Raw genomic sequence first — 25,303 nt, 5'->3', positions numbered from 1 at the left:
GCCATCAGCGACGATTCTGGGCATCCCTAGCTATCGCAATGCTCACCCTGAGCCTCTCCTGCGGCGCGCAGCGCGAGCAACGTTCAACCCCGCCGCCAGACCGAGAGGAAGCTTATCGCGCCAATAATCTCGGCGTCGCCCTGCTGGAACAATACAAATACAAGCCGGCAGCCGAAGCGTTTCAACGCGCGCTCAGGATTGATCCGAAACTGGCGATAGTTCGTCTCAACCTGAGCATTGCTCTGTTTTATGATCGCGACTGGGTCGGCGCCGCGCGTGAGGCCAAGGTAGCCGCTGAATTGATGCCCAACGCAGCTCAGCCTCATTACATATTGGCGCTTGTGGCGCGCGCTCAGAATCAACCGGAGCAGGCCCTGGCCGCTTTCCGTCGCGTCCTGCAACGAGACCCACGCGATGTGGCCACGAACGTGAACATCGGGCAAATCTACTTGCAACAGGGCAAGCATGCCGAAGCAATATCCTACCTCCGCACGGCGTATGATGCTGAACCGTACCACGCCACGGCGGCCTACAATCTGGCGCTCGCCCTGCTGCGCACCGGCCAACGCGAGCAAGGTCAACGCCTGATGCAGCAGTTTGAACAGATTCGCGCGGGCGGGTATGGCACGACGCTCGGCCAGAATTATCTGGAGCAAGGCCGCTACGCCGAAGCGATCGTCTCGACGGGCGCTGAACCTGAGCTGGTGGATCGCGCTGTCCCGAACGTCACGTTGACGGAAGCTACTCATCGCTTTCTGCCTCAACCGGAGACGACAGCGCTGCCGGGAAAGTCGCCGGCTGTTGCCCCGCTCTTCGGGCGTCAATTCCAAGCGGACGAGTTCAACCCGGCAGCCAAGCGTCAGTTGATCGCCGAATTCAATGGGAGCGTCACGCTACTTGACTACGACCGCGATGGCGACCTGGATGTTTGTGATCTCTCGCCAACCAATCTACGCTTGTATCGCAACGACGGCAGCGCGCTGGTTGACGTGACCGCTTCGTCGGGATTGGCTACAGCCGATTCCAACGCAATCAACATCGGGGCGGTCGCCGGCGACTACGACAATGATTTGAAACCTGATCTGTTTGTCCTGCGCTATGGCGGCAACGCGCTCTATCGCAACGAGGGCGGTGGCCGGTTCGCTGATGTGACGGCCGCTGCCGAGATTCCTTCGTATCCGTATCTAGCGTTGTCGGCTGCATTCGCCGATGTGGATCATGACGGTGATCTGGATTTGTTCATCGCCGGTTTCGTTGACCTGAACAAACCGGCCGCTAACAAATCGCGCCTCATCTTCCCTGATGATTTCGCCGCTGCGCCGAACATGCTGTTACGCAACTTGGGCAACGGGCGGTTTGCTGACATCACGACAATGGCGAACGTCGCCGGCTCGCAGCAACGCGCTGTGGCCGTTGTGCCGACCGATTACGACAATCGTCGCGATATTGACTTACTAGTCCTGAATTACGGCAGCGCCCCGGCGTTGCTGGCCAATCGTCGTGATTATTCATTTCGCGATGTGGCGCGTGATGTTGGCTTAACAACCTCCGATGCGTTCGTGTGCGTGGCTGCCGGCGACACGAACAAAGACAACTTCACCGACTTCTTTTTTGGGCGTCTGGAATCGCCTGGCCTGTTTATCACCAGCGATGGGCAGGGCCGTTTTGTCACCAGCGTTGCCCCCGACAGCTCGGCTGGCGCAAGCGCCGCCCAATTTTTTGATTATGACAATGACGGACTTTTGGACCTGATCGTGTGCGCGCATGGGCGGCTGCGCGTGCTGCGTAATCTGGGCAGCGAATGGATGGACGTTAGTGATCGCGCCGTAGATGCCAAGTTTGCTCCAATACCTCAGTCGCCTCATCCGCGCGGCTTCGCCTCAGGCGATTTAGACAGTGACGGCGACACGGATCTGATGGCGCGATGGCCTGGCGGCACACTGCGCATTGCTCGCAATGAAGGCGGGAACCGTCACCCATCGTTGCGTATTCACCTGACCGGTCGCGTCAGCAACCGTAGCGGTGTGGCCACCAAAATCGAAGTGCGAGCCGGCAGCCTCAGGCAAAAACTGGAAACCTACGCTGCCGTGCCTGCGCCAGCGCCGGCTGATGTTCTGCTGGGTTTGGGGCGGCGCCAAGCGGCCGACGTCGTGCGGCTGATTTGGCCTGCCGGCATCGTTCAAGCCGAAACGGAGATACCATCAACCGCCGCAGGCCCTGCCTTGGTGTCAGTCACAGAACTTGATCGCAAGCCGTCTTCATGTCCTTACCTCTACACGTGGAATGGCGAGCGATTTGAATTTGTCACCGACTTTTTGGGTGGCGGCGAGATGGGCTACTCCATCGGGCCGGGGCGCTGGAATTATCCTGATCCGGTCGAATATGTTCGTATCCGCTACGATCAGCTCAAACCGCGCCAAGGACGCTACGAGCTTCGCGTCACCAATGAATTGGAAGAAGTGCTCTACCTTGACCAGTTACATTTGATTGCCGTCGCGCATCCGGCTACCGTGCAGGTCTACCCGAACGAAGGGATGACAGCCGTGCCGCGCCCGTTCAGATTATGGATCGCCAAGGAGGCTCGCCCGCCGGCCGCTGCCATGGATCAGCACGGCCATGATGTGTTAGCGCGAGTGCTTCACGTTGATCGCCAGTACCCTGATGATTTCCGATTGCTGCCGATTCGTGGCTATGCTGAAGAACACACGTTGACGCTTGATCTAGGCCAGTTGAGTTTCAATCGAACTTTACTGCTGCTGACCGGCTGGACCGATTACGCCTTTTCCAGCGATAACGTGGCAGCGCATCAAGCTGGGTTGAGCTTGAAACCGCCGTCGCTCCAGGTCAAAGACAGGGACGGTCAATGGCAAACCGTCATAGCCGACATCGGCATACCAGTGGGTCGGCCGCAGACGATTGTGCTCGACCTGACTGACAAATTCCTTTCCTCAAGCCGCGAACTTCGCATTACCACAAACATGCGCATTTACTGGGACCAAATTCTCGTGGCCACGTCTGACGACGCGATATCCACACGCACGATCCGGCTTGATCCGGTAGCAGCCGAGCTGCGTTGGCGTGGCTTTTCGGAGCCGCTGACGCCAGACGGCAAACAACCGCTTCTGTACGATTACGACCGCGTTTCACCCGATTCGCCCTGGAAAACGCCGACAGGCTGGTATACACGCGAAGGCGATGTGCGCGAGTTGTTGCGTCAAACCGATGACCTGTTTGTGATTTCACGGCCTGGTGATGAGATCGCCCTCTCGTTCGATGCTACCAAGCTGCCGCCACTGCCGGATGGCTGGCTGTATACGTTCTTGCTGTACGCCGACGGCTTTAGCAAGGAAATGGACATCAACTCGGCCAGCCCTGACCACGTCTGGCCACTGCCGTTTCATGGCATGAGCGCATATCCGTATGCGCCGCCTGAATCATATCCGATGACCAAAGAGCGCCGCGCCATCCTGGAGCGATACAACACGCGGCTGGTGACGAAGCCATTGCCTTCGTTGCTGGCCCAACGCCCGCCCTAAAGCGGCTTTCGGAGCCATCTTTTTGTCTATCCGCGATGAGCTTTATCTGAGCACATGGCCGGCGGCACGCCACATGCACTTGCCCGATGTGCTATCATCACTCAACGTGAAACCAGCAAAAACCATGATCACCCGGCTCGACGCGGCCAGCGCACATAACGGGCACGCTGTCAAAAAGAGGCTCGCGCCGCCGCCGAAAAAATCAACGCCCGACGCAGCCAGCTCACACAATAGGCACGCGATTTCGACAACCCGGTGGTTGCATCGCCACGCTGCGACCGCTCCACAATACCAACTGAATCAACTCTGACCTGACTATGCCAACTATCCAGGACGTACACGCTCCATCAATTTTCTACGGACGAGATCAGGAATCCAAAAGCTTATTGGAGGCCCTGCAACACTCTCATCAAAATACCATCGTCCTTCACGGCGCCGGCGGCATCGGCAAAACAGCATTGATCCGTCACACGCGACCGGCATTGCGCAACCACTTCGGATACATCTTTCTCTTCGATTATCACAACGGGATACTGACGCCGGAACAGATCGTCGAGGAGCTACATCAACACTTTCAACGGCAAGGCGTGAACGACTTGCAGGGTTGCGCGGCGCAGGCACAAGAGCCGGAGGCGCTAGCCAGCCGACTGGCTCAGGCATTGAATCAATATCCGACATTGCTGATCTTCGATCATGTTGAAAGCCAACTCACACAAAGGGACACTGGATGGTCTCTGACCGATGAACACGTGCAACGATTCTTTGATACGCTGCTGACGCTGACCACCGCTCGTAGCAAGTTTGTGTTCGTTAGCCGCATGCCGTTCACGCTGGTCGCTCGGCCGCATCTGGTGGCGCTGGACCCGCTGCCGCAGGCCGATGCGATCGGCATGATGCAAACGCTGCCCCGCCTGGCTGCCGCTTCGTGGGAACAGATACGCGCTGCTGCCGAAGCCTTCGGTGGACATCCTCTGTCGCTGGTTCTGCTTGATTGCTATTGCCGATTCAAACCACTAGAGGAAGCGTTGGCAGAAATCACCAACCATGAGACCACGCCACCGGAATGGCGGGCTGTGCAGCTCAATTACGCGCGCTTGTCTGAGCCAAGCCGCGAGATGCTCAATCGGCTCTCCGCTTATGGTCAGTTGGTTCCACCGGAAGCCGTCGGCTGGCTTTGGCGAGATCACCCGTCTTTGACAACCGATCATTACGCTCATTGCATTGCCGAGTTAATCAGTTGGGGATTGCTCAGCATGATTAACAGCAAGAGCGAAATCGAATATCTGGTCACCCATGATGTCGTCAGGGATTTCTGCCGCGCTCAACAGATGGAGGAGCTATGGCGAGCGCGTCGGCGGGATGCAGCCGCCTTCCGCCTGATTGAAATTAACCGGCAGCAGCAAGCCAATGAGCTGGCGGCTGTCGCACGCAGTCAGATGGAAGCATTTGAATTGTTGATCGAGACGGATATGCTGGAAGCGGCAGCAAAACTGGTCTTGCAAACTCACCAAGCGCTGGTCGGCGCCGGCTTGCAGCAGCCGCTGGAACGACAGTATCGGCGATTGCTAGATAAAGTCAACATCGCCACCGAAGCCCTGCTCAGGCACAATCTGGCCGTGCTCCTTCACCATCGTGGTGATCTGCAAGCAGCCCTCCAGCAGTACCAGGCCGCTTTGCACTTAGCCACCCTCAGAGACGATAAAACAGGCTTAGCCCGGTCGCTCTACAACATCGGCCATGTCCAGCAAGCACTCGGCCAACAGGAACTGGCGCTGCAACAGTATCAATTAGCTCTTAAGATTTCCGAAGAAATGGATGACACCATGAGCATGGCGCTCGCACTGCACCAGATCGGTCGCATTTATCAAGATCGTGGCGAGTACACCGCCGCGCTGCAACCATATCAACGGGCGCTGACTCTCTTTGCCCATCTGGACGACCGCGCCAGCCAAGCCCGCACATTGCACAACATCGGGCGCATCCACCACGACAGCGGTGAACCACTGGCGGCCCTTCAACAATACCAACACTCGCTCAGGCTATTTGATGAAGTCGGCGATCAACCCAGCGCCGCGCGTGTACAATACGCTATCGGGCGCATCCACCAAGAACGTGGCGAACACGCAGCCGCGCGGCATCAGTTTCAACTCGCGCTCAACCGATTCGAACACTTGAACGATACCGCTAATGTTGCAGCCACACTGCACAGTATCGGCCGCATTGATCAAGAGCGCCGCGAACTCGACATGGCCGAACAATACTACCAACGCGCGTTAGACCTATTCACCAAGATCAATGACCAAGCGGGAATGGCATCGGCATTACATCAGCTCGGCCGGGTCTATCAAGAGCGCCGCGAGTTTGTTCGCGCTCTTGAGTGCTACCGGCAGTCGCGCGCGATCTACGAGTCACTACGCGATGTGACCGGCATGGCCATCTCTCACGGCCAAGTGGGTCAATTGTTCATTCAGCTTGGGCTGTACCCTGAATCATTCAGACACTTGTTGATGGCTTTGATCTCATTCACAAAAGTGCGCTCGCCGCATCTGGAAGTGACGGTTCAGGCGCTGAAGCTATTGCGCGCTCAATGGAGCAGCGAAGAATTTGACGCCGCCTGGCAGAAGGCAACCGGCGAGACAGTGCCTGAATGGCTCACTTGACGACGGCCTCACAGTTCAACGCGTCCCCAGCAAAAGCAACTCAACTGATCTCGGCAATTTCATCAAGATGAGCGCAAACACGGGCAATTTCGTCTGACCACACGCGGTCTTCACGCAAGGGTGGCACCAGCGAACGAATCCGTTCATAGGCCTGGGCCGTGCCTCGCCCCGGCTTGAGCGGAGCCAGAAACTCCAGCGCCTGAGCGGCACAGATCAATTCCATCGCGAGAATCGAGGCGACGTTGTCAAGCATCGGACGCAACTTCAACGCCGACGTCATGCCCATACTGACATGGTCTTCCTTGTTGCCATCGGTGGGAAGCGAGTCAACCGATGCCGGATGCGCCAGCACTTTGTTCTCGGCGCAGAGCGAAACAGCCGCGATTTGAAAGAGCATCATGCCGGACGCTACACCCGGCGTTGGCGTCAAAAAGGCAGGCAGCTCGCTCAAGTCAGGATTGACCAGTCGCTCAATGCGACGTTCAGAGATAGCCCCTAATTCGGCGATGGCCATCGCCAAGTAATCGAACCCCAGTGCCAGCGGCTCGCCATGAAAATTGCCGCCGGAAATCACATCTGCTCCGTCGGTAAAAACCAGCGGATTATCGGTGGCGCTGTTGATCTCCGTTTCAATTAGCTTCTCCACATGACTGATCACATCACGGACAGCTCCATGAACCTGCGGCATACAACGAAGGCTATAAGCATCCTGCACGCGCGAGCAGTGCTTGTGTGAGAGCATAATCTCACTGTCTTGTGTCAGGCGAAGCAAACGCTCAGCAACCGTCCGCTGACCGGGATGTGGTCGCGCGGCCTGAATACGCAGATCAAATGCAGCGTTTGTTCCATGCAACGCTTCGAGCGACATCGCGCCGGCCACATCAGCGACATCGGCCAACCGCTTGAAACGACACAATGCCAGCCCGCCGACCGCCGTCATCGCCTGCGTGCCATTGAGCAACGCCAGCCCTTCTTTCGCCTGGAGTTTCAACGGCTCGACGCCAGCCTGACGCATCGCCTCTTGCGCCGACATCCGTCGCCCTTTGAAGATCACGTCACCTTCGCCAATCGCGCTCAATGCCAGATGAGCCAGTGGAGCGAGGTCGCCACTGGCGCCAACAGACCCTTTGCACGGAATCACAGGATGGATGCCGTGATTGAGCATGGCGACCAGCGTCTCAGCCACGCACGGCCGCACACCCGAAAACCCTTTGGCAAGCACATTGGCGCGCATCAGCAGCATGGCTCGCGTTTCGGCTTCAGATAATGGTTCGCCAACGCCGCAACAATGACTACGCACCAGATTCAGTTGCAACTGTTCAATCTGATCCGACGGGATGGTCACCGTAGCGAGTTTGCCGAAGCCCGTGTTGACTCCGTAGACGACGCGCCCTTGGGCAAGGATCATTTCGATGACGCGCCGAGACGCCAGCATCCTCTCCACGGCTTCGGCGCTCAGCTCAACCGGCTCGTTGTTCCAAGCAACAGCAGCTACATCGTCGAGTGTCAACGACCGACCATCAAGCGTGACCATAGCCATCATCCGGCTTTCACCGAAACAAATCTTCAAACGCGCGCCGCGCCTCTTCCGCCTGCGCTTCGCGGCGACGGACTTCGACCTTCGTTCCCGGTTGGAAAAATTCACAGTAGTTGCCCGCTGCTTTATCCTGAACATACTCAGCCTGCGGCTCCTGACAGCCACTAGACAGCGTCGGCTCGTAAAACCGACAGTTCAGACAACAATGCAGATAGGCCGAGCACGCTGAACACGTATCAAGTCGTCCGGGCACCCAGGTGATTGCTATTTCATGACCACATTGATGACAGATCATGGTTCGTACCTCGGCCCTCATTCTAGCATAGGTCATGCCCGAGAGCTATCAAGCAAATTGCCCCGCAAGCGGATGGCGTTTGAAAAGGCGCGAGCGTGGAGGCTGCCTCTCTCCGACCGAGAGCAGCTTCGGATAGCGACCCATCGCACTGGTCAGTAGCATGGCCGCGAAAGTGTTCACTCCCCTTGGTCCAATCCGGACCTCGCCAGTTGAAATCATCGTAGCGCCACGGTGGGCACAGATACACCAGATACCGATCACGCTGCTTGAGGGAAACAGCGATAAGTCTTCGGCCACTTCAAGAGTGGCTGAGAAAACCCAGATACCGGTCGCGCTGCTTGACGGAAACAGCAACCGCCCCTAAAATCACTGCGCAAAAATTTACCTGATTTTGCACAGCCCACAGGAGGTTAACGTGATGAATAGAAATTTGCTCATGTCAAGGCTAACAAATTGCGCCAATCGTATTCGAGTTCGTCGTTGGTTGAGTCTCATGTTGATGGGTTTCGTTGTATTGCAAGGACTGTTCGTGCCTGCCCATGTGGCATCAGCAGCGGCCCCATTTGCACCTCACCGTCCACTGCGCATTCAGATGAACACGACTGAACGTCCCGAATTTGTTCCCGGCGAAGTACTGGTTAAGTACCGGCCATCTGCCAAACGTGCCGCCAAGCAAGAGATCGAACGGATGTATCAACTCACTCAGGGTTCGCACAACTGGACATTGGATATCTACCGATACCAAATTCCTATAGACCAGGACGTGCGCCAAGTGGCCGCTGCCCTGGCCAACGAGCCGGCCGTTGAATTCGCCGAGCCGAATTACTACCACTACCTTCACATCACGCCGAATGATCCGCTGTACTCGAATTTGCAATTTCAAGGCAACACGTATCCCAACAGTTTGCAACGTTGGGTCTACAACGGCGTCGGGTCGAATCGCAACGTCAACGGCGAAGCAGCGTGGGACATTACGACCGGACGGCAGGACGTCGTGGTGGCCGTGATTGATTCAGGGGTTCTGCTCAATCACCCGGACCTCGCGCCTAACATCTGGCGAAATCCTAATGAAATTGCTAACAACGGCGTTGATGACGACCGCAATGGATTTGTGGATGACATCGTCGGCTGGGACTTTCGCGGCAATCTTCCGCTGATTTCACGACCTGACAACGATCCCAATCCTGACATCGGCGACGGGCTTGATGAAGACGGCAACGGCGCCGCCGATGATGCCGCCACCCATGGAACCTTCGTAGCCGGCATCGTCGCCGCGCGTGGCAATGATGCTGTCGGTATCGCCGGCACGACCTGGAGCTGCCGTATCATGGCCTTAAAAGTATTCACCGACGACGGCGGCGCCAGCACACAAGACATTGCTGACGCAATCACCTATGCAGCCAGCAACGGCGCCGCGGTGATCAACCTCAGTCTGGGAAGCGAACAACCAACCCAGACCCAGCAAATGGCTGTTCAGTTTGCCCACTCACGTGGCGCTGTGATCGTTGCCTCGGCAGGCAATGACAACTCACCGCAACCCAACTATCCTGCCTCGTATGAAAACGTCATTTCGGTGGGCGCTTCAGACTACGGCGGCGACTTCCCCCTTCGCATCCCGCCGGATATCAATGGACGCGCGGCGTTCTCTCAATTCGGGCCACGAGCCGTTGATGTTGTCGCGCCGGGCATTGTCGCCAGCACAACGTTCTTGACGCGCGCCGATCAACTCAACGGCGAGGGTCCAGCCGGTGAGCCGACCTACGATATTTCTGGCGGTACATCGTTCTCTGGGCCGCTGGTGGCCGGCTTGGCAGCTTTGATCATCTCACGCGCCCGTGCGCTCAACCGTTCCCTCACCAACGACCAGGTTGCCACCATCATTCAAACGACGACCGTGGACCTGCCTGATGATCCTAATGACTCGCCCGACGCTGGTCCCAATTGGGATGGTCGTGGCCGTGTTGATATGCTGGCAGCTCTCAACGCAGTCACAGGCGGACCGCCAGGCGGCGGTACTCAACTGACATCGGGCGTGCCGGTCACGGGGACGATCCCAGCGCCACCGCCAGGCGGCGGCGTTCTTGGCCCAACGCAATACACCATTGAGGTGCCAACCGGCGCGACTCAACTGACTGTCACATTGACGGGAAATCAGGACGTGGATCTGTATGTTCGTTTTGGTCAGATGATCACCATTCAAGGCGGTCGAGCAGTAGCTGATTTCCGCTCTGAGTCTCCGACGGGCAATGAAACTATCACGATTACGCCAACCACATCGCCTCCGCTTCGTTCAGGCACATACTTCATTGCCATCGCCAATTTCGGTCCTGGCGCTGCGTCGTTCACATTGACGGCTACGGTCACCGGCGGATCAACCGGCGGCGATACGATTGCGCTGGTCTCCGGTGTGCCGGTCACGGGCACCATTCCGGCTCCGCAACCGGGGCAGGGCCGGCTTGGCGACACCCAATACACGATTCAGGTTCCCACTGGCGCGACGCAACTGACCGTTCGCTTGAATGGCAATCAGGACGTAGACCTGTTTGTGCGCTTTGGTCAACGCATCGCCATCCAGAATGGTCAAGCCGTTGCTGACTATCGCGCAGACGGCGTCACCGGCAACGAAACTATCGTGATCACGCCGTTCAGCTCACCACCGCTACGCGCCGGCACATACTTTATCGCGATTGCCAACTTCGGCCCCGGCGCTGCAAGTTTCACCCTTCAGGCAACCATCACACCATAAACGCACTGTGAAGGTCACCGACCACCTGACCGGTGACCTTCACGGCCAGCCTGCAATAGAGCGATTGGCGCTGAGGCGTTTACCTTCACTTCCCAAGCCGTGTTCGTATGTTATAATTCGCCCCGTTAATGGAAGCGGAACAGGAACGATTATCTGTGTCGCTCAAACACGGCGCTCAAGAAGTTGCTACCGTGATCCGCCGTAGTATCCCAACACACCGATTGGTGGGGAAAACCTTTGTCGAATTTCTCAAGAACCACTTGCCTTCGTCAGCCGCGGCTATCTCATACTTTGTGATGCTGGCGCTCTTTCCGCTCCTATTTCTGGTCATTGATTTGGGCAATCGGTTTCCCTCCTTGTCGCACATCAGGAACTACGCGCTGGAAATGTTGATCCTCATGGTCCCAAAGGGGGCGCAGGATTCACTGGTGGAGTACCTGCTCAGTGTGCCACGTCCGTCATCTGGTGAAATCATCACCTGTGTTGTGATTCTGCTGTGGGCGGCTTCGTGGGCCTGCTCCATTATCGAGCAAGCCACCAGTCGAATTTGGCGAATTCCTTGTCGGCCGTTTCTACACGGACGACTGGTCTCGCTGGCATTGATGATCGGCGTAGGCGGACTGCTGTTTGCCTCGGCGATGGCGACGGCTGTGCTCGCCGTGATCCATGCTGAAGCCTCGAAAATCAATCCGGTCATCGCGGCCAACGGCACCATGTGGCGGGTTCTGTTCGGCGTGGTCGGCCTGTTGCTAACGACATCACTGTTTGCGCTGGTTTACAAGGTCATGCCCAACACGCGTGTTACTCTCCGCGAAACAATCCCTGGAGCGATCACGGCAGGTTTCCTCTACGAATTGGCCAAATACCTATTTGCTTGGTTTCTGGCGGAAGTGCCCTACGAAGGACTCTACGGCTCTTTGGCGACAGTGTTGGCCGCCTTGACGTGGATTTACATTTCCAATCTCCTCATGCTCTTTGGGGCCCAGATGACGGCGCTGCTGCATTGTGATTACTTGCTCGAACCACTCCGAGACGGCGCACAGGCGCCCTCTCACAGGCAGGCCGTCACCGTCATCTCATCGCAAGAATCGGTCTGATGGATATAGCCGCGTTCGATTTCCACTTGCCGAGCGAGTTGATCGCCCAAGAGCCGCTGCCTCAACGCGATCAGTCACGCATGCTCATTCTGGAGAGAGCAACCGGCCAATGGCGCGATGGGCACTTCTGGCAATTTCCTACAGAAGTTGAACCCGGCACGGTCGTCGTCATCAACAATACCCGCGTGTTCCCTGCTCGACTTCGAGGCCGACGGGCCGGCCACCAAGGCACGGTCGAAATCCTGTTACTACGCCCGACCGGGCCGGCCCAATGGGAGGCGTTAGTCAGACCGGGTCGCGTTTGTCGTCAAGGCGTTCACCTGGAATTTGCCGACGGCGCATTGACAGCTTGCGTGGTCGGCTACAGAACCGAAGGACGACGAATCATTCAGTTCGATTGCCCAGCCGACCAACTTGATGCGCTCATTGATCGCTACGGCCTACCTCCGCTGCCGCCGTATATTCGGCGACCCGCCGGCGCCTCATCGCCTGATGACTATGAACGGTATCAAACAATTTACGCCCGGCATCGCGGAGCCGTTGCTGCGCCGACGGCTGGCCTGCACTTCACCGAGCAGACCTTCGCCGCTCTTGCCCAGCGAGGCATTCAGGTCGTTGAACTCACCCACCACGTTGGCTATGCCACCTTTCAACCGGTCCGCGTGGAAAAGGTCGAGCAGCATCATCTCGATGCAGAAGAGTACATCATCTCAGAGGAGGCTGCCGATCAGATCAATCGGGCACGCCGAGAGCGACGCACTATCCTAGCGGTCGGCACCACAAGCGTCCGCGCATTGGAATCGGCTGCCGATCCCTCAGGCATGGTCACAGCCGGTCCTGGCCGAACAAGTTTGTTCATCTACCCCGGCTACCGATTCCGCGTCGTGGATGCCTTGCTGACAAACTTCCACCTGCCTCGCTCAACACTGTTGATGCTCGTGTGCGCGTTCGCCAGTCACGCTCTCGTCATGCGCGCTTATCAGCACGCTGTCGAACACCGCTACCGTTTCTATAGCTACGGCGACTGCATGCTGATTAAGTAGAAAGGCCTTTTCGACCTTTCTATCAACAGGCCAAGATTAATTTCTTAACAGTGATTTAGGCTCTTGCAATGATTGGCCAGTGAGCGAACCTGGGTTACTTCTTACCGCGCACGGCATCTTTCAGTTGCTTGCCGGCGGAAAACTTGGGAACCTTGGTGGCCGCAATCTTCATCACCGCGCCTGTGGCCGGATTGCGCCCGGTACGGGCTTTTCGCTTCGCCACCGAGAACGTACCGAAACCAACTAAGGTGACCTTACCTCCTTTCTTCAACGTCCCGGAGATAGCTTCGATCACACCATCAACGGCCTTCTCTGCCACAACTTTGGAAATCCCTGCTGCTTTCGCTACTCTGTCTACAAGCTCGCTTTTGTTCATTGAACACCCCCTTTGATGTATTGGAAACAACCTAAATGCGCAGTGGTGTATATCAAACCAAACGCGCCAATGTCAATAGGAACATCAGTGAAATATAGGCAAAATGCCGACAGCAGGCCGTCTCATCAGGGTTGCGCCCGTCACTGAGCTGAAGTACGCTCTCGTGTCAATGATGAAACACCTTGTCAATCAGGACAGACAAGAAGGGCTATGCCCGTTGTGCCAGACGTTCTCACTGGCCACCTGGGATGAGCTCGACGAGCGCGAGCGATTCGTCTTGCTGCAACGACCGTCGCCCGATGATGAATCACTGGAACACCGCCAACAACAGCATTGCTGGTGCCGGCGATGTGGACATGAGCACTGCCAATGGACGGATTACTCCGCCGTTTAAGGCCGTTTCCAATCAGCTCTGCTGGAATGCTGCTAATCGAAGCTGCTTCTAATGACGCACGGAGTCGCTTGGCGGGCGGAGCAGCGTTTGCTGCAACGACAAGGCATCTTGGTTGTGAGGGTCCAAATCCAGCGCTTTCTTGACATGCTCCAGCGCGCGCCCGTTGTCGCCAACCATCGCGTAAAGCCTGCCCAATCGGACATGAGCCATGACCAGGTGAGGTTCCCAGAATGTCGCCGCGCGCAGTTCGTTAATCGCCGAAACGTAATCCCGTTGAGCTTCATGAATCTGCGATTTGAGAAGATGGCCACGCCCCCAATCTGGCGTCTGCTTCAACAGCGCGTCCAGTAACATCAATGCCTCACCGTCACGCTTTTGAGCGATCAACCGTTCAACGACATGCTGCATGTGATCGAGCCAACACGTCAAAGGCGTCGGCGGCGCAGCGTCCTTCGAGCGTGGAGCGTCCGGCCAATACAACAGCGAGCGGTCTAACACCCTGACCGGCCGTCCAAGCGGCGGCAGCTTGCCGCTTCGTTCCCACTGAACAACCTTTGGTTGAAATTGACGAGCCTGGGCCAGCGCTTCATTGGCGACCGATTGGCGCCCTAATTGGGCATAGGATTTCGCCAGCAAATAATGCGCTTCCCCGTCTCTGCTGCGGCGTTGAATCACCTCGCGCAGCTTATCAATCGCCGTCTCAAGCTCGCCTTTTAACCAATGTGCATAAGCGATATTGAACGAGGCGTCCACAGCTTCACGATTGGCCGCCGCAGCGATGCCCAGATATTGCATCGCTTTAGCAAAATCCTTTCGCTTCAGTTCAATCAGCGCCAGATTGTTGTACACGCCGGCGGTTGGAAAGAGTCGCGTCAACTCGGCATAAATCGTCGCAGCTCGGTCGAGCATGTCCTGATAGTAATGACACAATCCAAGATAAAACTGCGCGTCAGGGTAATACAACTCGCCACGTTTGACCTGAGCCAACCACGGAATCGCTTCAGCATACTGACCCTGCTCGAAATGGAGCTTACCAAGGGCAAACGCCACCGAGGTGAATGTCGTCTCAGGACTGGATTGTCCAAGCTCCTTGAGCGCCAGTCGAAGCAGCCTGAGGCTTTTAGTCGGATCAGGCGCCAGCAGGCCGTTGACATACAACTCAAATGCTTTGGTGGTCACGCCGCGCACCCGTGAGATCAATTGCTGTCGCGATACAGTTAACGGAGATTGCTGACTGGACAACAGGTCCCAGGCCAGGATCGCTTGTAATTCAACCAGCTCGCTGATCGGCGCTGCCGCTTCCAGTGTGTTTTGCGCTAACTTGCCGGCCGGCACATCAATCAATAAAACCGTCATGCTGATCTGCTCTTTGCCCGGCAAGCCTGCTACCTGATACGTCCCGACGAGCAAACGATCCACCTGAAGTTCCTGTCCGAGGCGAATGGCTGACGCGCGACTGAGAATCGCTGTGTCAGAAAACGAGAGCTTGGTATATGCCGCCCGCCGCTCTTCGGTCGTGACGACATCTATGCCCGGCACACTTAACAAATCCGAAAGCATCATGGCGATCCCTTCGCCAAGCCAGTTGTACACCGGTTTGTCAGAGATATTCTCAAACGGCAGAACCAACCATCGCTGCTGAGCGGACACCGATAGAGTGAACCCAAAACAAACGAGCCAAGCAGTCAACACAATCTGCGTCACAATTCGTGTCATCTTCATGTCAAGCCTCGCCTTTCCCACGGAACGACCGATGGTAGGCCATTTTCCGCTGAGCGTCAACTGCGTCGGTCGGCGCGTTGTCCGTTGGTGTGTGGCACGCGCCTTGTCGCTGCGGCTCGATCATAGTTGGCTATGGTGAGTTCAGATCAAATCAGCTCACCGGATAACAAAAACCTATGGCATGCCTTTCTTCGACTTGCTTGACAATCGGCTCAGGCAGGCGATATAGTCTTCGACGTCCTGCTGGGAGGTCGTTCAATGGTAGGACAGCAGACTCTGGATCTGCGTATCGGGGTTCGAATCCCTGCCTCCCAGCCACCTCCTTTGAAAATAGCCCACGAAACACACGAAGCTCACGAGAGAATTGCATGTTCATCCTTCGTGGCGTGCTGTTGCACGTGGGCGATTTTCTAGATAACCATCCAAGTCCCTAACGCCAACTACCTTGACGGCCTTATCTAACGCCAGTACGATTACGCTGTCTATCCCTTGATAAGGAGCAGAGACCGGTGAAGCAAATTCTTACCAGTTACCTCAACAAAACAGTGGAAATTAACTACGGGGGAACGGCGACGGTGAAAGGAGAGTTAGTTGACATCATAGACAACGTCGTGAAGCTCAAAGCCCTCGACGAGACGTTTCTGTTCATCCCGATAGAAAAGATTCACGTCTTCTGGGAAGTGAAGGACAAAGAAAAACCGGTTGGGTTCGTATACAAACCCTCCCCAACTAAAGAGTGACTCTTCAGCAGAGGGAGAACATCGCCTTGCTCATCAATTGAAGCTTGCTCGATGAACATCCGTGAGCCTGCATGCAAGACGCACTGAGCGCTCTCTTGTGTTCAATGGAAAATCGGAAGAGGGTTCCCTGGCAAAACTTCGTTCCTGCTCGCCCAATGTGACCCCGCTCAATGATGGCCGCTTACAAATCTCGATGTGCGAATTGATGAATCGCCAGACCCAAGGCTATCAGCAGGTAGACGCCGGCATACACCACCATCGCATCACTGGGCACGGAAACACCACTAAACGGTGAATACCCTGTTGCATTAATGATGGCAGATTGCCATTCAAAGGCGGCACGCCGCCAGAGCGATTCACTGGGCATGATTAAGCTGGCCAGCAGCCCGACCTTAGTGACAGTTTGGTTATTCTCGATCACGCCGTACTGTTCAATCCAACCGCCAATAAACGCGACGCCTTGCAGGCCTAATGTCAGCACACCGGTTGTCAGCGTGGAGAACATCGTCCCCCACAAAAACGTGACCGACAAAAGCAACAGGCTTTCCAATTGAACCAAGGCCAACCCTCGTAACACATGCCGCGGGATAAAACCGGTTTGCGCGTATGTGAGGATTAGGATTCCGCCGGCCATGAACAAAAGATATAAGCTCAACAGGCTGGCGAACCCGATCCATTTGCCGAGCACAATCTCGAGGCGTCGAATCGGTTTCGTCGCAATGGATTGAATCGTTCCCGTCGCAATCTCGCCGGCCAACGTATCCACTGAGATCAAAATCGTCATCAAGACTGTCAGGTAATTCACAGCATAAAGTCCCATGACAGCAATGATGTTGTAAGTCTGATTGCGCCTGATCGGGCTTAGATCGTGAGTGAGACTCTCTTTGACGATGTAAAACAACCCGACGCCATAAAGCGTCAGCAATACACTGCCCAGCCCAAATGCAGCCCATAGGATTTTTCTTCGCCGGGCTTCATGAAGAGTCAGGCGCGCCATCAATAAAGTTGAGCGCAGCCAACGGAAGCGACTCGACGATGAACCGAATGTTCTCTCGGTTAGAACTGCAACCGGTCGGATCATAAGCCTCCGTCCGTGCCGACGATGCGAATGAACCACTGTTCCAGCGACAATCGCTGCGGTGTGATCTCGTAGACGTCCACGCCATGGGCAACCAAATAACGTGTGACCTCGGGCACCACTGAGGCGTCGGAGATACGAAACGTGAACGTGTCGCCTTCTACCTCAATCGGCCCGACTCGCGACGCAAGTCCATTGAGAACCTCAGAGGTCACATGAGTCGCACGAACGACTACCTGTGTGCCTTCGCTCGCCGTGTCATGCAGTTGCTTGGTCTGTAGGACTTCGCCATGTTTGATGAACGCCACCCGGTCACAGGTGACTTCAACTTCGCTGAGCAGGTGCGAGTTGAGAAACACCGTTGCGCCCCGACGGCGTTGATCGTGTACGATGTCGCGCACCAGTATGCGCCCGACAGGATCAAGCCCCGATGTTGGCTCGTCGAGGAAAATCAATTCCGGGTCGTTCAGAAGCGCCTGCGCCAAGCCAATTCGTTGCAACATGCCTTTGGAAAATGTTCGCAATTTCTTATTGCGATGGTCGGCCAAACCAACCAACTCAAGCAAGGCCGGCACGCGCCGACACAGATGCGCTGATGACATGCCGTAGAACCGCCCGTGCACATGGAGAAACTCAGCGGCTGTCAACCACTCGTGAAAGCGAAAATGCTCAGGCAAAAATCCGATTGCGCGACGGACAGCCACATCACCAAGCGCACGTCCCAAGATGGTTGCATGTCCACTGGTGGGCCGCGACAACCCCAACAACATTTTCATCGAAGTGGTCTTGCCCGCGCCATTGGGACCTAAGAAGCCAAAGACCTCACCCCGTCGCACCTGCAAGGTGAGGCCTTTGACCGCTACTCTCGCGCCGAACTCCTTGCGTAAATTTTCGGTCTCAATGACCAGATCAGACACGACGCTTATTCCAACATTTCTGCCAGGGAGAGCGCCTCAGCCGGCTCACCATAACCGGCCAGCGCATAAATGATCCCCTGCCTGACCCACAATAGTAAAAACTTTGATGGCCGCTGCCCCGAACGGCTTTCCGTTATCAGCGTTCCTTTCACCCCATCAACATCAACCGTTTCGTGAGATGTTACACGAGCAGGAATCGGCACGACGAGCGTTGACGTCCAATCAATGGTCTGGCTGAACGCGCGCGCCTGCTCAGCGGACCAGCCGGCCAATTGCAAGCCGGCCGCGGCGATCTCAGAGAGATTCAATTCCTGTGGAATTACAACCGTCGGCGTCGGGCTCTGGTAGAACATGAACGAGCCATCCCACGGATCGGCGCTGCTGTCTAGTTCGTATCGAGCGATGACACTCTTTGGAACATCAATGGCGACCGTTGCGCTCTTCAGCGACGCGGGCAATTGAATATCGGCGCGGCCCAGTTCAGCCAGCACATCCTCTACTTTGGACACATTGATGGTCATCTGACAGGCGATGCCACTCTGTATCCACATCCGCGCAACAGACGCTCGTTCGCCAAACGACCGAACGTGAAATCCAGCCAACTCACGGGCCTGCTCTATACTGGTCACTTCAATCCGCTTCTCCGGTTCTCTGGTAATCATCACATCATCCGCGAGCAATCGCACGAGTCGCTCCGCTTGCCCTTCCAGCCCTTCCATGTCAACAGCAACAACTGAGACCTGCTTGATGCGAAACAGCTCTAGCATGCGTTCGGCCCAGGCGCCCATTGGAGCATAAAACAGCACAACGACCACCGCGACCACAACCGTCACGCCTCCGCATATCCACCGAACCTTTTGGTTAAAAATCCGCCCAATCATCGAAGTGTGTCCTCCGTCGAAAAATCACCGCGCCGAGCCTTCATTCAATGATGTGCCACTCAACGATCACGAGATATTCATCAGAAGAAAGGCTCCAGCGCGGAAACCTGCGCCCTCTGCCCCTCTCGCCACCAACTTCATTCGAGGGTGACAATCGGCGCATACGACCAGATCATCATCAACCGTCAGCGATTCAACTTCAGGAAGCCCATCCCGAAGCTTCATACACAGGATTTCATCCATACAGGTACACGCTCACGTGCTCACACATGCGCACACATGTTGGAGCATGATGCTTCAACAGCGCCCTTAACTACCAACTGGGAGTGCGGGCAACGCGCCAACTCGCCGGCGATTCCATGTGCTCAAGAGTTTGCTCACAGTCGAGCCAGCGAGCCTCAATCCAGTTTCACCGTCAAACCATCACCATACCTTCAAGTTTCTCCCATAATCATCACAGACACGGTGCGCTCTTTGGCTTGGTCTAACTCAATTAAGAAAATGCGTTGCCAGCGACCAAGGCCTAACTCTCCATCAACAATGTTCAAGGTTTCGGAAGCGCCCAACAAGATCGCTTTGCAGTGAGCATGACCATTGGCCGGTTCATCAGGACCCATGTTGACAGTTCGGACGTCAAAATCGTCGTGTTGATAAATGCCGTCCTGCGGCGCCATCCGTTCCAGCATTTTTTTCATATCCTCCAGTAAGAGCGGTTCATGCTCATTGACGACAATCGCCGTCGTCGTGTGTCGTGTTTGAACATTGACCCAGCCGTTTTGCACACGCGACTGGCGCACAATGTCAGCAATCACGTCCGTCAAGTCAACGAATTGAAAGCGCTCGTGAGTCTGCACGTAGATTGCCCTGTGTTGAACCTTGAACCGTGTCATGGACTGCTCACCAATGCCAACTGATGCGACCATATTGCGACCTTTCATGAAGCACTCCGACAAAAATGATCTATCCTCGCGCGGCCTTAATAATAGCCTCCATGTGATTCAGATAACGCTCCAGCGCCTGCCGTCCAGCCGGTGTCAGACGATACTCGGTCTTCGGTATTCGTCCTTCAAACGACTTGACACAAGCAATGTAGCCAGCCTCTTCCAGTTTACGCGCATGAACGCTCAAATTGCCATCCGTCGTGCGTATCAACTGTTTTAACTCATTGAAACTGAGTGAATCGTTCACAGCCAGTGTGCTAATGATCGCCAACCGAGTGCGCTCGTGAATCAAGCGATCAAAATCAGCCATGCGGCTCTCATCAGCAAACCCGCGAATGCTCCGCAGGGTACGCCGGGCTGCGCCCGCCTTTGTGGAAACTTTCTCAGAAATAGCTTGTCGTCTAGCCACCATACCTCCTGGCGATGATCACGCCGAAAACAATCTGAACAAGGCCAAACCCGACAGCCATGAACCCATTGCCCCAGGAGGCCGGACTGAAAAGCGCGAGCGTCCCAACAACCATGATGCACAATCCCATCAGCGGCACAACTTTCACAGAGAATGCGCCGCCCGTCATCACGCCTGCGCCATACAACAGCAGCCAGACTCCTGGCAACAGATCGGTACGACCAGAACGGAACAAAGCCACCGTCAACAAAGCGCCGGCTACCAACGGCGGTGATAAGCTGAAGATAAACTTGCGCAACGGCGCCGAGAGGAACGGGCGCTCAATATGACGAGCCTTACGCCACATCGCCCACGTACCGATCAACACGGCGACCATTGCCTCAATCATCCAGACGACCAACCAATCAGCAGGATGTTCCTGAAACGAAGCAATGACCGAGGCGACCAAAGCCGTGATTCCCATGGCGACGCCACCCCAGCCAGGAACAGCCGTCAGCGCACAGGCCCCTTCTATCGTCTCTCGAATGAATCGCAGGTTGTCAATAGCCTGGGCGTGCAACGCTGCGGGCTCCGACGGGTTCCGCTCAGTTGTACGAATAACTGGCACGACGGTAATTTACAATCAATTCCGATTTACGTCAAGTTCTTTGCATTACAAAGTAGTTTGCTCTGTAGTTATAGTAACAAATCATGGCTCGATGATCCCCGACAGCGTGACCGACCACTGAGTATGTACGCTCGTGCTCGCCAACGCCGCGCCATATCCATAGTCATCGTCCGCTCAGATGCCGCGCACAGAAACGGCGCGGCGATTTCGCCAGATTATCTGCCGTGGTGGCTTCCAGCGTTCAATTTCGGACAGTCATGTTGCTACAGAACTTGCGGCAGGCAAGGCTTTTGCGTTAGGGTATCGCCCATCACAAGCTATGGCCGAGATCAATAAACAAGCAGCCAAAGGGACCGAGGACGAGCTGCTTCGTAATCCCGAAGCGGAGTTGCTTGTCCGTAGTTCTGATGAGGATGTCGTACGGTTTGATCCTCAGCGGATCATTGACGCCCTAGTGCGCGAAGCCGGAGTGCAGGTTGATGTGGCAGCCAAAATCAGCTTGGAGATTAAGCAACTGATTGCTCAGTCCGGCATTCGTGCGCTGAGTTCATCGTTGATTCGTGAATTGGTCAACGTGAAGTTGATCGAATATGGGCTTGAAGGAGCGCATCGCGCGCATGCTCGTCTGGGCGTGCCTTTGTATGATGCTGAACGCATCATTTGTCAGTCGGCGCCCGAAGCGCTCATGCGTGGCCACGGCCCTGAAGGTACAAGCCTCGCTCTGGCCGAAGCCATCAAGCGTGAATACGCCATTCTGTCGGTCTTTTCAGAGAAAGTCGCCAATGCGCATCTGTCCGGCGAGATTTATATTCAGAACCTTGGCTCGGTTGATCGCCCATATCACTTGGTCAGTTCGATTGATTACATCAAGCAGCATGGCATTCCATTGCCGCACAATTTTTCTTCGGCGCGTCCGGCCCGACACGCTGAGGTGCTCATCGCCCATCTGGTCAAATTCACTGCTGCGTTGCAGGGATACCTGAGCGGCCCGATTGTGTGGGACAGTGTTAATTTTGCCTTGGCGCCATTCATAGAAAACGCCTCTCAGCAGACGATTCAACAATTGGCGCAGTCGTTTGTGTTCGACTTTTCAGCGCCGGCTATCGCGCGTGGCGGACAAACAGTGGCTTGCAACATCCACCTGGATTGGGATGCGCCAGCCCATTTGGCCGACCAACCGGCCGTTGGTCCTGGCGGCGCCCACACAGGTAAACCCTATGGAGCCTACACGGAAACCGCTAGGCAATTTGCTCACGAGCTATTCTCGGTCTACCTGACGGGCGACGCCTCAGGACGCCCCTTCACCTCGCCGCGCCCGATTCTACATATCACGGATCGTTTTGCAACATCGCCCGGCTACAAGAAGTTTCTCGAACTGGTGAGTCAAGCAGCTCTTGAAAAAGGCGGCATCCGCATCGCCTTTGATCGGGATGACACGCAGAGTTTCCTACTGCGTTTTGGTATCCCGTTTGAAGCTGGATTTTCTGACGTGCCTTCGTGGCACTGGCGCACAGCGTCATTACAGTCAGTGGCCATCAATCTGCCGAGAATCGGGTATCACTCCGACCGACAATTGGTCAACGTGCTGGAAAAACTGAGTCAGACACTGGAGATAGCCGCTCAAGCGCATCTGGAAAAACGTGTGTTTCTTGAGCGGTTGATGGCCATGGGGGAAAGCGGGCCGCTGGCGCTGCTCAGTGTCCGTCGCTCAGACGCCAATTTTCTTCGGCTGAACTGGACGACATTCATGATTTGTCCGGTGGGCATGGACGAACTGGTGTATTACCTGAGCGGCCAACGATTGCATGAGGCCGATGCGAGCCTCGATATTGCCTTAAAAATCATCGCCCACATGAAGCGTGAACTGGAGCGTCTCAGTTCAAAACACAAAGTCCGCTTTATCCTGGCCGAGTCAGATGATGAGGCCACGCCTCACCGCTTGGCGCGACATGACATGCGCTCGGCGTTTTCGACGCTGGCAGCCAGTTACGTTTCTGGAGACTTGCGCACGGGTAATGTTTACTACACAGATGGCCTGAAGGTGCTGCCCTCAGCGCGCGTCAGTGCACTTGAGCGAATTCGTATCGAAGGTCTCATGCACGACAACGTGATCTACAATGGCGTAACCCCGTTATGGTTGTCTGATGGCGCTCAAAGTCACGAGCGCCTCGCTGTTCTGGTATCCCGCGCATTCTACCAAACACATTGCGCCAGCTTCCTCACCGCCCCAGAATTTACCCTCTGTCTCACCTGCGGTAAACCCACACGCGGGTTGCGCGATCACTGTGCACACTGCCAAGCGACGCGCGTAGACGGATTGGCCATCAGCACACATCACTATAGCCCGCTCTCGGCTTGGAATCGTGGTTTGTTGGCACAATTGCGTGACCGGTATCGCCTCAATGAGCAACTAGAGTAATGCCGCTGAGGGAAAGACCACGCTCATGGAGCCAAAAAGCATGGCGGAATCTAAGCTGGGGGATGTCGAATCTGAACTGGGGATGTGGAATCTTCACTCGGCATTTGACTCATGCTACTTGGTAGCCCGACGGAGTGAGCAGCGTGACCGGCCAGCAAGAGCAGAACGCCCCGTGGTTATTACTCATGCCACGCTTGTTTCTGCTGAGCTGCGCCAGCGGACCCTGACAACGTTGCCAGACGTGCAACGTCTCCAGCAGCAGTTCAAACAATAGTGGCGCGTTGCAGACGCGCCGAGATGTGCGCGTTCATGACCAGCGAATGAACAGCGTGAACGCGCCGACGGGGGAACGAGGTGGCGCTGTTGAAAGCGCGATAGTATTTGGAGATGACGCCCATCCAGACGTTGCACGTCTGGCGACCTTCTGGTGCGCGGTCACCGCTGCCGCAGATGGCTCGGTTCAAGGCACCAAACTTCGGCGGGCGCCGCTCAACGACGCCCCCAGAAAAAACGTGGCCTTCACGGAAGCTATTGGTATAACTTCAAAGCACAAACTTCTCTGTCTGTGCCTCAGGCGCAATTACTTTTTGGTCGGATTCCAACCGTAGCGAATGATCTCCACCTTTACTTTGCGAACGCCAAAGCGAATCGCTTCTCGTTGACTCGGCAACCAAATATCTAACCGTTTTCCGCGGACTTTCGCCCCGGTGTCGAGCACGGTATAAATGCCTGAGTAGGGTCCAGCATGTAATCGAATCACGGAACCCATCGGCAAAATGGAAGGATCAGCAGCGACGCTGCCTGGATTGACACGTATGCCAGTGGCTGTGGTTCCTCGAAGGGAGTAGGCTGTAGCAATGAAGTGATGTAATGTTTGTTTTTCTGATCCTGCGGAGTCGGTCGTGATGTCCGGTGGATTTGATGTAACTTCTTCGACCTCGGCGCCGCTCTCATCCTGAGAAAGCGGCGATGGCGCCGTTTGCTGCGCTGATGGCTCCGTCGTTGCTATGATTTGAGCGCTCGCCAGCGACGGGCCGGACGATACGCCCAAGATGATGGCTGTTACCAACATAAAACCTGTCGTCAGTCCTATGAATCCGTAATACAGGTATGTCATGAACATTCACCCTCCACATCGGTTACTTGTACCAACAGTCTACTACCCAAACATCATCATCAACGGAAAAAGGGCCAGACTGTGCCCCGGTGCTTTTGGGCTGAATTGAAATTTTCTAAGCGCGCATTGTAGCGACCGAGACCTGATTCGTCAACCAAACATCCTAAGAAAATTCCTTTCCAGAAGGCTCATAATCGAGCTAAATCGGCGTATTTTTTCAGTTGGCCATGAATGCGATCAAGCAAAAATTTATGCCTCATTGCAGAAGATGGATGGCGCTCAACTCATCAACTCGGTCAAGGCGAGGTGGCGCTTGTCCCTGTGTTTTGTTGTGGCGCCGCATGACGGCTCGCTGCTTTTCAAGGTTGAGCACGGCGTGCCGATGTGTATAATTAGCCGCTCTGTATCAAACGACCATTTGAGGCATCCGAAAACAGTATGGGACAAGGAACGCGCAAAGCTGAGTTGCGACAGCGACGACACCGTCAAAAAAAGCGGCGGCTGCAGCGACAACGTCAATTCATGAACCTGCTCAGCCAGGCCAAGAGCCGCGAAGAGCGTGTTCGATTAGCGCAAGAGTTCAAGGCAGCCGGCCGAGCTACGCCTGCTGCTGACGCGGCTCCTTAGAACCTGTTTCGCAACTCTGCTCAGCCTGCGAAAAACCGGGCGATTGCCTCGTTGTGAAATTGGCTCTCAGCATAATGCTTCTGCTCTCCTTGAGCGAGGCTGAGGCCCGCGTCTTGAAACGAGCGATATGCAGAGCGGCCTCAACAGACATCCACAAGATG

General features: G+C 55.7%; 22 protein-coding genes and 1 tRNA gene. 11 read left to right on the top strand and 12 right to left on the bottom strand.

The features are described from left to right. Positions 1 to 38 precede the first annotated feature (38 nt). Positions 39 to 3,536 (top strand): FG-GAP-like repeat-containing protein, encoded by a 3,498-nt coding sequence (locus tag NZ823_16705; protein ID MCS6806768.1) that lies wholly within the window; start codon positions 39 to 41, stop codon positions 3,534 to 3,536. 317 nt (positions 3,537 to 3,853) lie between these two features. Further along, positions 3,854 to 6,196, top strand: coding sequence for a tetratricopeptide repeat protein (locus NZ823_16700; GenBank protein MCS6806767.1), 2,343 nt, complete (start codon positions 3,854 to 3,856; stop codon positions 6,194 to 6,196). 40 nt (positions 6,197 to 6,236) lie between these two features. Here NZ823_16700 and hutH read toward each other — a convergent pair whose 3' ends face one another. After that, entirely contained in the window at positions 6,237 to 7,736 is a 1,500-nt protein-coding gene (gene hutH, locus NZ823_16695) for a histidine ammonia-lyase (protein MCS6806766.1), read from the bottom strand. Between the two features lie 10 nt (positions 7,737 to 7,746). Continuing rightward, complete coding sequence (locus NZ823_16690; protein ID MCS6806765.1) at positions 7,747 to 8,028, bottom strand: hypothetical protein; 282 nt, start codon at positions 8,026 to 8,028, stop codon at positions 7,747 to 7,749. A gap of 418 nt (positions 8,029 to 8,446) precedes the next feature. Here NZ823_16690 and NZ823_16685 point away from each other — a divergent pair, with 418 nt between their 5' ends. From NZ823_16685 to queA, 3 genes are all read left to right on the top strand, one after another. Next, a complete protein-coding gene (locus NZ823_16685; protein MCS6806764.1) occupies positions 8,447 to 10,774 on the top strand; it encodes a S8 family serine peptidase in 2,328 nt (775 codons plus the stop codon). 155 nt (positions 10,775 to 10,929) lie between these two features. Further along, a complete protein-coding gene (locus tag NZ823_16680) occupies positions 10,930 to 11,871 on the top strand; it encodes a YihY/virulence factor BrkB family protein (GenBank protein MCS6806763.1) in 942 nt (313 codons plus the stop codon). Further along, the gene (gene queA, locus NZ823_16675; GenBank protein ID MCS6806762.1) at positions 11,871 to 12,914 is read left to right on the top strand and encodes a tRNA preQ1(34) S-adenosylmethionine ribosyltransferase-isomerase QueA; all 1,044 of its coding nucleotides are present in this window, start codon (positions 11,871 to 11,873) and stop codon (positions 12,912 to 12,914) included. Before NZ823_16680 ends, queA begins: the two co-directional genes overlap by 1 nt. A gap of 94 nt (positions 12,915 to 13,008) precedes the next feature. Here queA and NZ823_16670 read toward each other — a convergent pair whose 3' ends face one another. Next, positions 13,009 to 13,290: an HU family DNA-binding protein gene (locus NZ823_16670; protein ID MCS6806761.1), complete on the bottom strand. Its 282-nt coding sequence runs from the start codon at positions 13,288 to 13,290 to the stop codon at positions 13,009 to 13,011. Between the two features lie 169 nt (positions 13,291 to 13,459). Between NZ823_16670 and NZ823_16665 the strand changes: the two genes are divergently transcribed. Beyond that, on the top strand, positions 13,460 to 13,684 hold the full coding sequence (locus tag NZ823_16665; GenBank protein MCS6806760.1) for a hypothetical protein: 225 nt from the start codon (positions 13,460 to 13,462) through the stop codon (positions 13,682 to 13,684). Positions 13,685 to 13,732: 48 nt separating this feature from the next. On the opposite strand, the gene NZ823_16660 is transcribed toward NZ823_16665, so the two are convergent. Further along, on the bottom strand, positions 13,733 to 15,406 hold the full coding sequence (locus NZ823_16660) for a tetratricopeptide repeat protein (GenBank protein MCS6806759.1): 1,674 nt from the start codon (positions 15,404 to 15,406) through the stop codon (positions 13,733 to 13,735). A gap of 244 nt (positions 15,407 to 15,650) precedes the next feature. Here NZ823_16660 and NZ823_16655 point away from each other — a divergent pair. Continuing rightward, positions 15,651 to 15,724, top strand: a tRNA-Gln gene (locus NZ823_16655). A 191-nt stretch (positions 15,725 to 15,915) separates the two neighbouring features. Further along, positions 15,916 to 16,146 (top strand): hypothetical protein, encoded by a 231-nt coding sequence (locus NZ823_16650; GenBank protein ID MCS6806758.1) that lies wholly within the window; start codon positions 15,916 to 15,918, stop codon positions 16,144 to 16,146. Positions 16,147 to 16,327: 181 nt separating this feature from the next. Here NZ823_16650 and NZ823_16645 read toward each other — a convergent pair whose 3' ends face one another. The 6 genes from NZ823_16645 to NZ823_16620 all read right to left on the bottom strand — a co-directional run bounded on the left by NZ823_16645 (position 16,328) and on the right by NZ823_16620 (position 20,931). Continuing rightward, positions 16,328 to 17,227, bottom strand: coding sequence for an ABC transporter permease (locus NZ823_16645; protein ID MCS6806757.1), 900 nt, complete (start codon positions 17,225 to 17,227; stop codon positions 16,328 to 16,330). Further along, the gene (locus NZ823_16640) at positions 17,224 to 18,141 is read right to left on the bottom strand and encodes an ABC transporter ATP-binding protein (protein MCS6806756.1); all 918 of its coding nucleotides are present in this window, start codon (positions 18,139 to 18,141) and stop codon (positions 17,224 to 17,226) included. The genes NZ823_16645 and NZ823_16640 overlap by 4 nt, the downstream gene beginning before the upstream one ends. Before the next feature lie 5 nt (positions 18,142 to 18,146). Then, the gene (locus NZ823_16635) at positions 18,147 to 19,022 is read right to left on the bottom strand and encodes a hypothetical protein (GenBank protein MCS6806755.1); all 876 of its coding nucleotides are present in this window, start codon (positions 19,020 to 19,022) and stop codon (positions 18,147 to 18,149) included. A gap of 434 nt (positions 19,023 to 19,456) precedes the next feature. Further along, a complete protein-coding gene (locus tag NZ823_16630; protein ID MCS6806754.1) occupies positions 19,457 to 19,960 on the bottom strand; it encodes a secondary thiamine-phosphate synthase enzyme YjbQ in 504 nt (167 codons plus the stop codon). A 22-nt stretch (positions 19,961 to 19,982) separates the two neighbouring features. Next, positions 19,983 to 20,273, bottom strand: a complete 291-nt coding sequence (locus tag NZ823_16625) for a transcriptional regulator (protein ID MCS6806753.1) — start codon at positions 20,271 to 20,273, stop codon at positions 19,983 to 19,985. Between the two features lie 91 nt (positions 20,274 to 20,364). Continuing rightward, a complete protein-coding gene (locus NZ823_16620) occupies positions 20,365 to 20,931 on the bottom strand; it encodes a hypothetical protein (protein ID MCS6806752.1) in 567 nt (188 codons plus the stop codon). Positions 20,932 to 21,298: 367 nt separating this feature from the next. Between NZ823_16620 and NZ823_16615 the strand changes: the two genes are divergently transcribed. Both NZ823_16615 and NZ823_16610 read left to right on the top strand, forming a co-directional pair. Beyond that, positions 21,299 to 23,398: an anaerobic ribonucleoside-triphosphate reductase gene (locus tag NZ823_16615; protein MCS6806751.1), complete on the top strand. Its 2,100-nt coding sequence runs from the start codon at positions 21,299 to 21,301 to the stop codon at positions 23,396 to 23,398. A 40-nt stretch (positions 23,399 to 23,438) separates the two neighbouring features. After that, positions 23,439 to 23,672, top strand: coding sequence for a hypothetical protein (locus NZ823_16610; protein ID MCS6806750.1), 234 nt, complete (start codon positions 23,439 to 23,441; stop codon positions 23,670 to 23,672). On the opposite strand, the gene NZ823_16605 is transcribed toward NZ823_16610, so the two are convergent. Beyond that, entirely contained in the window at positions 23,662 to 23,862 is a 201-nt protein-coding gene (locus NZ823_16605; protein ID MCS6806749.1) for a hypothetical protein, read from the bottom strand. The genes NZ823_16610 and NZ823_16605 overlap by 11 nt on opposite strands. Positions 23,863 to 23,978: 116 nt before the next feature. Further along, complete coding sequence (locus NZ823_16600; protein ID MCS6806748.1) at positions 23,979 to 24,515, bottom strand: 3D domain-containing protein; 537 nt, start codon at positions 24,513 to 24,515, stop codon at positions 23,979 to 23,981. Between the two features lie 259 nt (positions 24,516 to 24,774). Here NZ823_16600 and NZ823_16595 point away from each other — a divergent pair, with 259 nt between their 5' ends. Continuing rightward, positions 24,775 to 25,041 (top strand): hypothetical protein, encoded by a 267-nt coding sequence (locus NZ823_16595; protein MCS6806747.1) that lies wholly within the window; start codon positions 24,775 to 24,777, stop codon positions 25,039 to 25,041. Positions 25,042 to 25,303 lie beyond the last annotated feature (262 nt).

The organism is Blastocatellia bacterium (assembly GCA_025054955.1).
Taxonomy (GTDB): Bacteria; Acidobacteriota; Blastocatellia; order HR10; family J050; genus JANWZE01.
This window is presented reverse-complemented; position numbering and strand designations above follow the sequence as displayed.

Bases quoted from the DNA above. Each gene is read 5' to 3' on its own strand.
- NZ823_16705 (MCS6806768.1), top strand. From the start codon at position 39: ATGCTCACCCTGAGCCTCTCCTGCGGCGCGCAGCGCGAGCAACGTTCA.
- NZ823_16700 (MCS6806767.1), top strand. From the start codon at position 3,854: ATGCCAACTATCCAGGACGTACACGCTCCATCAATTTTCTACGGACGA.
- hutH (MCS6806766.1), bottom strand. From the start codon at position 7,736: ATGGCTATGGTCACGCTTGATGGTCGGTCGTTGACACTCGACGATGTA.
- NZ823_16690 (MCS6806765.1), bottom strand. From the start codon at position 8,028: ATGATCTGTCATCAATGTGGTCATGAAATAGCAATCACCTGGGTGCCC.
- NZ823_16685 (MCS6806764.1), top strand. From the start codon at position 8,447: ATGAATAGAAATTTGCTCATGTCAAGGCTAACAAATTGCGCCAATCGT.
- queA (MCS6806762.1), top strand. From the start codon at position 11,871: ATGGATATAGCCGCGTTCGATTTCCACTTGCCGAGCGAGTTGATCGCC.
- NZ823_16670 (MCS6806761.1), bottom strand. From the start codon at position 13,290: ATGAACAAAAGCGAGCTTGTAGACAGAGTAGCGAAAGCAGCAGGGATT.
- NZ823_16665 (MCS6806760.1), top strand. From the start codon at position 13,460: ATGATGAAACACCTTGTCAATCAGGACAGACAAGAAGGGCTATGCCCG.
- NZ823_16660 (MCS6806759.1), bottom strand. From the start codon at position 15,406: ATGAAGATGACACGAATTGTGACGCAGATTGTGTTGACTGCTTGGCTC.
- NZ823_16645 (MCS6806757.1), bottom strand. From the start codon at position 17,227: ATGATCCGACCGGTTGCAGTTCTAACCGAGAGAACATTCGGTTCATCG.
- NZ823_16635 (MCS6806755.1), bottom strand. From the start codon at position 19,022: ATGATTGGGCGGATTTTTAACCAAAAGGTTCGGTGGATATGCGGAGGC.
- NZ823_16630 (MCS6806754.1), bottom strand. From the start codon at position 19,960: ATGAAAGGTCGCAATATGGTCGCATCAGTTGGCATTGGTGAGCAGTCC.
- NZ823_16625 (MCS6806753.1), bottom strand. From the start codon at position 20,273: ATGGCTGATTTTGATCGCTTGATTCACGAGCGCACTCGGTTGGCGATC.
- NZ823_16615 (MCS6806751.1), top strand. From the start codon at position 21,299: ATGGCCGAGATCAATAAACAAGCAGCCAAAGGGACCGAGGACGAGCTG.
- NZ823_16610 (MCS6806750.1), top strand. From the start codon at position 23,439: ATGGCGGAATCTAAGCTGGGGGATGTCGAATCTGAACTGGGGATGTGG.
- NZ823_16600 (MCS6806748.1), bottom strand. From the start codon at position 24,515: ATGACATACCTGTATTACGGATTCATAGGACTGACGACAGGTTTTATG.